Source organism: Peribacillus simplex (genome assembly GCF_001542915.1).
In the GTDB taxonomy this organism is placed as follows: domain Bacteria; phylum Bacillota; class Bacilli; order Bacillales; family DSM-1321; genus Peribacillus; species Peribacillus simplex_B.
This window is the reverse complement of the sequence record NZ_LNNH01000029.1, coordinates 151752-162255: the sequence shown is the minus strand read 5'-3', so window position 1 is coordinate 162255 and position 10504 is coordinate 151752. Positions and strand designations below refer to the sequence as shown.

Genomic DNA, 10504 nt, shown 5'->3' with positions numbered 1-10504 from the left:
ATTCGCAGATGCAAAAGAAAAGCATGGTATGCGTTGGACTACTTTAAGGGGACTTAAAAAATTGTCGATGCAGGCGATGCTTACTTTCGCTGCCATGAATATAAAGAAGATGGCCACTTGGACATGGCAAGGTCCTAAAACGGCTTAACAAAGCGGCTCGAAGAGCCCAAATCTCGTAACCTTTGGTCAAAATTTCAAAGGAATTTCAAAAGGGGTTCGGAATTTTTTAATTCCGAACCCCTTTTGTCTACAAACTGAGCAGGATTCTCTATGGAATCCTGCTTTTTTCGAAGATCTTGGCAATTTGAATCTCTTGAAGCCGCCATCTTCATTTGGCTATGAATACCGAACAAGGGGCATTTTTCGCAATGGAACTGCTTGTGCTGCCCAGAAAGAATTTTTCGAGCCCGCTTTTATCGCTATTGCCCACAACGATGAGGTCAGCGCCGGTCCTTTCCGCATATTCACATATGCTATCAGGCGCATGCCCTTCCAATATTTCGAAATTACCTTTCACTTGAAACTCACTGAGCAGTCTCAATGTATTGCTTTCTGCGTTTTGGACACTATTCTCGACGACCGAATGGGAGGTATTTCCTTTCGTTTTTTCATGATGTTCAACTTCCATGACAGGATGATTTTGGACGGGATCCACATAAAAGCCAGCAGCAGGTACGAACCCTGGAGCCGATGCATTTCCCATGATGCGCTGTTCCACCTTATCAATTAAGACATGAACTACGGTGAGTTCCGTTTCCGGAAAGGCCTTTTTCAGAGTTGCCCCATACTCGACGGCACGCTTACTCTCCTCATTTCCATCAAAAGCGACGACAATATGCTTGAAGTCTTTCATGAATATCATCTCTCCCCATTTTAAATGTCTTTAGAGGTTTTATACCCACTTTCACAAGCATTAAGCCTTTTAACCAGTATATTGATTGTCATTTGTGGGTAAAGGATAGATACGAGCATTCGTTATTTTTCATGCCGGATCCCGGCCAGATTGCAACACGAAAGGCGAATGAGCTTCTGTTATTTAATTAATCAGCGAGTTTTCTTTCATAAAAAGGGTAAAATATTTTCAATGAATATGACGAAGACGGGAAAATGGGGGTTCAAATGAGAGGGTTAGTGAAATTAGGTCTACTATTAATATTGGCAGTGGTGGTTGTGGGTGCCGGTTTTCTAATTTATTTCAGACAGGGTGCAGACATCAGTCATCTGGAAAATCATCTTCAGCAGCCAACGGGAATTTATGATCTGGATGGGAATCTGGCCAGCACGATCACTGCCAATAAATCTCAAGGCGTTGCGATAGCCGAAATACCGGAACACATGAAACAGGCGGTGGTTTCCATTGAGGATCACCGCTTTTATGAACATCATGGCATAGATTATCAAGGCATTTTGCGGGCCTTGGTCAAAAATGCGAAGGCTGGCAGTATTGTTGAAGGAGGAAGTACGCTTACGCAGCAGCTTGTGAAGATCACGATGCTTGAGTCGGATCGAACCTTGAAGAGGAAGATAGAAGAATTCTTTCTCGCCCAGGAAGTCGAGGATGAATATACAAAAGATGAGATTATGGAAATGTATTTGAATCAAGTCTATTTTGGCCATGGGGCATGGGGCATCAAAAAGGCCGCCAATGTATATTTTTCCAAAGAGGTTTCCGAATTGAGCGTTTCGGAGAGTGCTTTACTGGCTGGCGTCATTAACCTGCCCTCCAAACTTGATCCATACAAGAATTTGGAAGGGGCAATGAAGCGGCGAGATCTGGTTCTTTCAAGAATGGCGGAGCATGGTTATTTGACGAAGGACGAGGAGTCTGCCGCAAAAAAAGATACCGTGACACTCATTAGGGGGGAGAAGCAAACGGATCCGTTAAAGGGTAAATACCCCTATTTCGTCGATCATGTTTTGTCGGAGGCATCCAGTAAATATGGGATAAAGCTTGAGGATTTACTTACCAAAGGCTATAAAATATATACGACGCTGGACCAATCCATGCAGCAGGCGACAGAAACCGTTTATGGGAATGATGCCAATTTCCCCGTCGGAACGAGTACGGAGGAGCTGGTCCAGAGCGGTTCAGTCCTTTTGGACCCGAAAACAGGAGGAATAAGCGCACTTGTCGGCGGGAGAGGAAAGCATCAATTCATGGGCTATAACCGGGCCACTCAGCTGACGAGGTCCCCCGGTTCTGCCATAAAGCCCCTTGTTGTGTACATGCCCGCGGTGGAAGAGGGATATGAAATCACCTCTCCTTTAAAGGATGAAAAAATGAGCTTCGGTGAATATGAGCCAACTAACTTGAGCGGTGTATATAAAGGGGAAGTACCGATGTATGAAGCCGTGATGAACTCCCTGAATGTACCAACCGTTTGGTTATTGAATGAGATTGGCATCGATAAGGGACTTGATTCGCTTAAGCGGTTTGGAATACCGTATGAAAAGGAGGATCGGAATTTAACGCTCGCATTAGGCGGAATGAGAAAGGGTGTGTCCCCGTTGCAGATGGCTGATGCTTTTTCGGCATTTGCAAACAACGGTGAAAGGATCGAGCCGCATGCCATACTAAAAATAGAAAATTTCGAGGGAAAGGAAGTCGCCTCCTTGACGGAAAAGGGCACGAAAGTAACGAAAGTGACCTCTAAAGATGTCGTCGATAAAATGAATACCATGCTGCTCGGAACTGTGGAATATGGCACAGCGAAAAACGCGGCGGTTTCCGGTTATGAAATTGCAGGTAAAACCGGGTCAACGCAAGTTCCGATAGAGGGAATATCAGGAGTTAAAGATCAGTGGTTCATAGGATATACACCTTCGTTGGTCGGGGCCGTATGGGCTGGATACGATAAGACGGATGAAAAGCATTACTTAACGACACATAGCAGCGAGGGAAGTGCGCTCATTTTTCAAAAGATCATGGCAAAAGCGCTCCAGAACCAAGCGTCCCAATCTTTTAAAACCGAAGACATCGGGCCGTTCATAGCTGAACAACAGGCAATCTTGGCAGAGCAAAAGGAAAAGGAAAAAGAAGAGAAACGTAAGCGATATTGGATTGATAAAGGGAATGAAATAAAGGAGGGCTGGAACAAATGGAGGAACTGGGAATTGCCATGGTAATTTCAGGACATGGAGGCATCGTTCACAGGGATGTTTTTCCTCCATGCCATACAGCTCAAAAAAAGCCTGAAGGCAAGCTCAATCATCATCGAGTTTGCCTTCAGGCTCTTCATCATTAAAATATGAAATTTACTATTATGCCGATCACGACGATCGCGCCAATCACCATTAAGATTGTTCTCATTGTAAAAACACCTTCTTCTTTATATAGAATAGTTGGATTCATTTAAATATTGACGGTTTGGTTCATATGAAAACTTAGTGAATTTTCATCATTTTCATTACAAATATCCTGTACTTTTTGGAGCATGGCATGTATATTCTCGCCTTCGAGGATGACTTTCATGTTTGCACATTCCTGAAGGATGAGCACAAAAGATACGAAGGTGGAAAGCTTTTTGGCATCCACCAATTTATGGTTGCAGATAAAATATATATTTCCTTTAAATTCTTTTGTAACTTGATATAGGTTCATGATTTGACGCATGGATAATCTTTTATTCGTTTTAATGTCAGAAGAAATTACTTTATTCATTGTCGTTTACTCCTTTGGTTTTTATACTTTTTCAATAAAAAGCATAATCAAGATGTCGATTGAGCTACAATTTTTAAAAAGATGAACAAGCATATTCGGTCTTATTTATGTAATTGTTAGCGAGTTATGTTGTATATTTACCCGTGTAAAAGTATTTGAAACCTTTTTGGCATATACAATTTTGAAGGGAGAAGGAATGATGCTAACACTTATTAAAAATGGGGAGATTTATGGCCCGGAATATATGGGTCAAAAAGATATCCTTCTGGTTGGAAGGCAAATAGGATTCCTTGAGGATACGATTGATGCACCTGCCAATTTCGTTGAAATGGAAGTGATAGATGCGAGCGGTCAAATCGTAGTTCCGGGGTTTATCGATGCTCATGTACATATTATCGGCGGAGGCGGGGAAGGAGGCTTCAAGACGAGGACACCTGAAATCCAATTGACGGATGCGACGCTGGCAGGAATAACGACATTGGTCGGTGTTATCGGAACGGATGGAACGACAAGGACGATGCCGGCACTGATAGCTAAAGCGAAAGCTCTTGAAGAGGAAGGGATAAGCTGCTTCGTCCATACCGGCTCCTATCATGTTCCAGTCAAGACATTGACAGGGAAGGTCGAGGACGATTTGATCCTTATCGATAAAATCATCGGTGTCGGTGAAATTGCCATCGCAGATCACCGATCTTCGCAACCGACTGCGGCAGAACTTGCCAAACTTGCCTCGCAGGCCCGTAATGGAGGCCTGCTGTCCGGGAAAGGCGGAATCGTGAACATGCATGTGGGCGATAGCCTAAATCAATTGAAGGTGATCGAAGAAGTCGTCGAGACAACGGATATTCCGATCACTCAGTTTTACCCGACGCATATTAATCGAAATCCGCATGTTTTCAAAGCGGGGTTGTTATATGCAAAAAAAGGCGGCTATATCGATTTTACGACGAGTACGGTCAAGAAGTTCCTGGAGGAAGGGGAAGTGAAAGCAAGTACAGCAATAAAAATGGCCATCGAGGGAGGAGTCGATATCAATCAGATCACCTTAACTTCAGATGGGCAAGCAAGTCTTCCTGACTTTGATGATGACGGGAAACTGAGAGGATTGGGCATAGGTACATGCATGTCCCTCTATGACTCCGTGGTCGATGCGATTTTGGTGGATGGAGTAACAACGGCCGATGCCATGCGAGTCGTGACGGAAAATCCGGCGAATATCCTAAAACTCGCAAAAAAGGGCCGGCTTAAAGCAGGGAATGATGCCGATATAATCATAATGGATAAGGAAACGTTCGAAATCGATATCGTCATTGCAATGGGACAAATCATGGTCAAAGATGGAGCGGCGGTGGTGAAAGGAATATTTGAAAGATAGGGTTTCCCCCGCTTATAAAAAACAAGTGATATATAAGCAAGATCACCAATCTATATTCGTGGTGTTGCCTACAGACTGCAGACAAACTCGGTAAAAATCGAGTTTGTCTATTTTTTATGGCTTGTACCATTTTGACGCTGATTATACAGAAGATCTTCCCCCTTTCTCATAAAAAAACGGTTCTTATATCCCAAACGATTTTTGACTGATTCGTTAAACGATTGAACCCAGATAGCATAACTGAAATGATGAACTATCAAGGAAAGTTTACGAAGTTTTTCCATTAATTTAGCATATTTTCAAAATGAAGGCGAAGCATCGGAAAACACAAGCTAAAAAAAGGCAAAATACGGAAAATTCATTCTATTTAACATGTTATTAAAATCACCGATGTATTATCCTTTTATATAAGTAAATGAAGTTTATGAAAAAGCAATTATTCACAGCATAAAAGCCCGGAAAAACGTTTTGGGCTATCATTTCATGACCGTTCGAATCCTTGGTAAGTTTGTGAAATAAATCTAACTTAAGGGGAGAAATATAATGGAAAAGACGGGAAACCCAGTTATGAAAGCGCATTCAAATGAAGGTGAACCAGACATGTATCGTGTATTGAGTGCTGATGGAGAAATCATTGAATCCATTGATGGAAAAATCGATAAATCACTGATGCTGAAGATGTATGAAAGCATGCTTTTACTCAGAACTTTTGACCGTAAATCAGTGAATCTCCAACGTCAAGGAAGAATGGGGACGTATGCGCCATTCGAAGGGCAGGAGGCAGCCCAGGTAGGGAGTGCATTAGCGTTGTCGGCAGGGGATTGGATGTTTCCCACATACCGTGATCATGGAGCGGCAATCATCCACGGGCAGGAATTGTACCGCGTTTTCCTGTACTGGATGGCGCATTTGGAGGGCTCGGTCTGCCCGGAAGGAAAGAGGATACTGCCTCCTAGCGTCCCCATTGCCACTCAAATGGTTCATGCGGTAGGAACGGCTTGGGCAAGTAAGCTGAAAGGGGAAGAGAATGTGAGCATTGCTTATTTTGGTGATGGCGCCACTTCTGAAGGAGACTTTCATGAGGCGCTTAATTTTGCGGGTGTCTATAAAACTCCTACAATCTTTTTCTGCCAAAACAATGGCTACGCGATCAGTGTGCCGTTTGAAAAGCAATCCTCCTCTAAAACGATTTCCCAGCGAGCCTCCGCATATGACATTCATGGTGTACGAGTGGATGGAAACGATATTTTTGCAGTTTGGCTGACCGTGAGGGAGGCTGTCGAAAGAGCGCTTAGCGGCCTGGGACCCACTCTGATCGAAGCGATTACTTTCCGCTATGGTGCCCATACTACGGCAGATAACCCGAATATATATCGGAATCAAGACGAAGTTTCAACATTTTGGAGGGAAAATCGCGATCCGATCGACCGTCTTAAAAAGTATCTGCAAAAAGAAGGTCACTGGAATGAGGAACACGAAGAAAAGATCATCAAGCAGTTCAATGAATTGATAGATTCCCACCTTCAAAAAGCGGAAGCTTACCCGAAATCGTCCCCTCTTGAAATGTTCAATCATGTATATGCAGGGGAGTCATGGCATCTAAAGGAACAGCAGCAAGAATTGAGGCAAATCCTGAAGAAAGGTGTGAAGAAATGATGGGTAAAAGTGTAACGATGCTCCAGGCCATTACGGAGGCGATGGATCAAAAGCTTGATCAAGATGATCGTGTCATGATTTTGGGTGAGGACATTGGGGTGAATGGAGGGGTTTTTAGATCGACGGAAGGGCTTCATGAGAAGTATGGAGGGAATCGCGTTGTCGATACTCCGTTGGCTGAGTCAGGAATCATCGGTTCTGCCATCGGTTTATCCCTTAATGGGATGCTGCCGATAGTGGAGATTCAATTCCTTGCCTTTATTTATCCTGGGTTCGAACAGCTCGTTTCACATGCAGCACGTATGAGATATCGGACCCGCGGGCAATTCGGGGTGCCCCTGGTGATTCGTACACCATATGGAGCTGGAATAAGAGGTCCTGAACTTCATTCCGAGAGTGTCGAAACCTTCTTTGCGCATACCCCTGGATTAAAGGTGGTGGCACCAAGCAATCCATACGACGCGAAAGGGCTGCTCATATCTGCCATTGAAGATCCGGATCCGGTCATCTTCCTGGAACCGACTAAATTGTATCGGGCTTTTAAGGAAGAAGTACCGGAAGAAATGTACCGAGTACCAATCGGTCAGGCAAAAGTGGTCCAGGAGGGAAGTGATCTGACCATTTTTGCCTGGGGGGCCATGTTGAGGGAAGCAGTGAGTGCCGCAAGGAAAATTGAAAAAGAAAAGGGTTGGAAATGTGAAGTGGTCGACCTTCGTACATTGTACCCCTTGGATCGCGATACGATCGTACAATCCATTAAAAAGACGGGGCGCGCACTGATCGTCCATGAAGCCCATAAGACAGCTGGATTAGGTGCGGAAATCATCTCCATCATTAATGATGAAGCGCTTATTTACCTGAAAGCGCCGATTAAACGTGTGACTGGATTTGATGTGCCGGTGCCGCCGTTTTCAATAGAAGATCATTATCTGCCAACTGTCGAACGTGTTAAACAGGGGATAGTCGAAACGATTTCATTCTAATTGTCATTAGGAAGGGGAGGAAGATGCATGATTGAATTCAAACTTCCTGATGTAGGGGAAGGGATGCATGAAGGAGAAATCATCCAATGGCTCATTAAAGAAGGGGATGCGGTGAAGCAGGATCAACCCATCGTTGAAGTGCAGACGGATAAAGTCAATGCCGAATTGACTGCCCCCATAACAGGTGTGGTCAAGAACATATTTTTTTCGGCAGGCGATACTGTGGAAGTGGGGACCACCATATTCACCATTCAAGAAGAGAACGAAGTGTCATTAAAGGACGAAGACCGTAATGAAAGTGGTGGCCGCCAGGAGCAACCTGGTTATGAAGAAACAAATCGAGTGACAAGTCATGGGCAACTTGATGCAGGACGCGTATTGGCAACACCGTTCGTGCGTCAAATGGCGAGGGAAATGAAGATTGATCTCCATCAGGTTAAAGGTACTGGACCAGCTGGACGAATAATCGAGAGTGACCTGCAGCAGTTCGTAGAAATCAGTTCGGTCTTGCAGGAACACCCCGATCACAACAATGACACGATCCTTCCGGAGCGGGAGCCGAAAAAGAAAGCCAAACAGTCAAAGAGTGCGGAAGCTGAGCCGGAGGAGCGCATCCTGCTCAAGGGGATCCGTAAGAAAATCGCTGAACATATGGTAAAGTCGGTTTCCTCCATTCCTCATGTGACCCATGTGGATGAATTGGAAATGAATGCATTGAAGGAATTGAAGGATCAATTAAAGGTATATTCCGAAGACAAAGAAATCAAATTGACTTTTTTACCGTTTTTCGTCAAGGCCATCGTCATTGCTTTAAAGGAGTTCCAAACTTTAAACGCTTCAATAGATGATAAGAGCAATGAAATCATCTTGAAACACTATTATCATATTGGAATTGCAACGAATACGAACGAGGGCCTGATTGTTCCCGTCATAAAACATGCAGATCAAAAAACGATTTTTCAATTGGCTGATGAAATCAGGCAGTTGGCCACCCAAGCAAGAGAGGGGAAGCTGAGCCTGGAGCAAATTACAGGAAGTACATTCACCATCAGCAATGTAGGTCCGATTGGAGGGATGCACGCGACCCCGATCATCAACTATCCGGAAGCGGCGATATTGTCGCTGCATAAAATGGAGCCGCGTATGGTCGTTCGCGATTTGGAGGGTGTTATCCGCTTGATGATGAATATGTCCTTATCCTTCGATCACCGCTTAATTGATGGTGTTACAGCTGTGCAGTTCACCAATCGGATCAAGGAACTGCTGGAGAATCCAATTCGTTTAGTTGTGGAGATGAGATAATGGTAGTAGGGGAAGTTGCTGTAGAAACCGATGTTTTGATCATGGGAGGCGGTCCGGGAGGGTATGCTGCGGCAATCCGTCTCGGACAGCTAGGGAAAACGGTCGTCCTGGTTGAAAAAGATAGGCTTGGCGGAGTTTGTCTCAATAGGGGGTGCATCCCTTCGAAGGCTCTGATACACACGGCTGACCAATTCCGGAAGCTTGGCGATTTGGGGGAAATGGGAATCAAGCTTCCCCAGGAAAGGATCACGATGGATCTTAATGTTTGGCAGGATTGGAAGGGAGGAGTCATTTCCCAGTTGACTCAGGGGATAGCCCATTTATGTAAAGAAAATGGAGTAACGGTTGTTCAAGGTCAAGCGACCTTTTTATCTGATGGCCGGATCGGTGTGGAAACCGCTGGAGACTTTGAAACCTACAAGTTTGAACATGCAATTATTGCGACGGGATCGAGGCCCTTCATTCCTTCATTCATTGAAGTGGATGGAGAGTTTATACTGGATTCGACAGCCTCATTACAGCTGCAGGGAGTTCCAGCCAGCTTGTCGATCATCGGCGGGGGCTATATCGGAATCGAATTGGGCATGGCCTTTGCAAAGCTAGGGACTAAAGTGACCATCATCGAGATGGCCGACCGCATCCTCCCGCAGATTGCCGAAAACCTGGTCAAGGAGGTTATCCATAATGCGAAGAAGCTTGGAATGAATCTAATAACCTCGGCAAGGGTGGAAAAGGCGATGGTGGTGGAGGGTCAAGTGCATCTTCATATTCACTCGGAAAAACTGGGTACGGAAGTGATCGTCAGCGAAAAGTCGCTTGTTACAATCGGCAGAATTCCCAATACGGAAGAGATAGGCCTGAATCGGGCTGGGGTCATGATAGGCGAAAAAGGCCATATCACAGTGGATATGGAATGCCGAACGAATGTGCCGCACATCTTTGCCATCGGGGACATTACGCCGGGTCCGGCTCTCGCTCATCGGGCGTCGAAGCAGGGGGTGGTGGCGGCGGAAGTGATCTGTGGGCTGCCAAGTGCCCATGATTCAGCCTATGTGCCATATGTCATCTTCTCCGAGCCGCAAATAGCAGGAGTCGGGATCACTCGTGAAGAAGCGGAGCGACAGGGCTACAGCGTCAAGACGGGCAAATTCCCTTTCAGCGCGAACGGCAGGGCGCTTGCGACGAATGAAATGAGGGGGTTTGCTGAAGTGATCGTGGATGAGAAAAGCCACATATTGCTAGGGATGCATATGGTCGGACCTGATGCCTCCAACCTGATAGGCGAAGGCGTCCTAGCCCTTGAGTTGGCAGCACGGGTCGAAGATATAGCCCTTAGCATCCATCCGCATCCAACTTTATCGGAAGGGTGGATGGAAGCGGCGGAGGCTGCGTTGGGACATGCGATTCACATCGTGAATAATTAAAATATTCTTAATTCATGGGGATTACCAATGTAGTCCCCTAATTATAGTGCAATACTAATGACAGCGGGGTTTTGAACCTGTTTTATTGGGGAAATCACCACCA

At 45.2% G+C, this 10504-nt stretch carries 9 protein-coding genes; 7 read left to right on the top strand and 2 right to left on the bottom strand.

The window, feature by feature from the left end:
• Positions 1–148, top strand: a 148-nt coding sequence (locus AS888_RS25170; protein WP_185113112.1) for a transposase, incomplete at its 5' end; no start/stop codon positions are given.
• A 180-nt stretch (positions 149–328) separates the two neighbouring features.
• On the opposite strand, the gene AS888_RS16090 is transcribed toward AS888_RS25170, so the two are convergent.
• The gene (locus AS888_RS16090) at positions 329–853 is read right to left on the bottom strand and encodes a universal stress protein (RefSeq protein WP_061143162.1); all 525 of its coding nucleotides are present in this window, start codon (positions 851–853) and stop codon (positions 329–331) included.
• A 278-nt stretch (positions 854–1131) separates the two neighbouring features.
• Between AS888_RS16090 and AS888_RS16085 the strand changes: the two genes are divergently transcribed.
• Positions 1132–3126, top strand: coding sequence for a transglycosylase domain-containing protein (locus AS888_RS16085; protein ID WP_260320232.1), 1995 nt, complete (start codon positions 1132–1134; stop codon positions 3124–3126).
• A gap of 226 nt (positions 3127–3352) precedes the next feature.
• Here the strand turns inward: AS888_RS16085 and AS888_RS16080 are convergent, their stop codons facing one another.
• Complete coding sequence (locus tag AS888_RS16080) at positions 3353–3661, bottom strand: hypothetical protein (RefSeq protein ID WP_061143160.1); 309 nt, start codon at positions 3659–3661, stop codon at positions 3353–3355.
• Positions 3662–3860: 199 nt separating this feature from the next.
• On the opposite strand from AS888_RS16080, the gene iadA reads away from it, so the two are divergent.
• The 5 genes from iadA to lpdA all read left to right on the top strand — a co-directional run bounded on the left by iadA (position 3861) and on the right by lpdA (position 10401).
• A complete protein-coding gene (gene iadA / locus AS888_RS16075) occupies positions 3861–5036 on the top strand; it encodes a beta-aspartyl-peptidase (protein ID WP_061143159.1) in 1176 nt (391 codons plus the stop codon).
• A gap of 543 nt (positions 5037–5579) precedes the next feature.
• Positions 5580–6692, top strand: a complete 1113-nt coding sequence (gene pdhA, locus AS888_RS16070; protein WP_061143158.1) for a pyruvate dehydrogenase (acetyl-transferring) E1 component subunit alpha — start codon at positions 5580–5582, stop codon at positions 6690–6692.
• The gene (locus tag AS888_RS16065; RefSeq protein ID WP_061143170.1) at positions 6692–7675 is read left to right on the top strand and encodes an alpha-ketoacid dehydrogenase subunit beta; all 984 of its coding nucleotides are present in this window, start codon (positions 6692–6694) and stop codon (positions 7673–7675) included. Before pdhA ends, AS888_RS16065 begins: the two co-directional genes overlap by 1 nt.
• 27 nt (positions 7676–7702) lie before the next feature.
• The gene (locus tag AS888_RS16060; RefSeq protein WP_061143157.1) at positions 7703–8977 is read left to right on the top strand and encodes a dihydrolipoamide acetyltransferase family protein; all 1275 of its coding nucleotides are present in this window, start codon (positions 7703–7705) and stop codon (positions 8975–8977) included.
• Positions 8977–10401 (top strand): dihydrolipoyl dehydrogenase, encoded by a 1425-nt coding sequence (lpdA, locus tag AS888_RS16055; RefSeq protein WP_061143156.1) that lies wholly within the window; start codon positions 8977–8979, stop codon positions 10399–10401. The genes AS888_RS16060 and lpdA overlap by 1 nt, the downstream gene beginning before the upstream one ends.
• Positions 10402–10504: the final 103 nt, after the last annotated feature.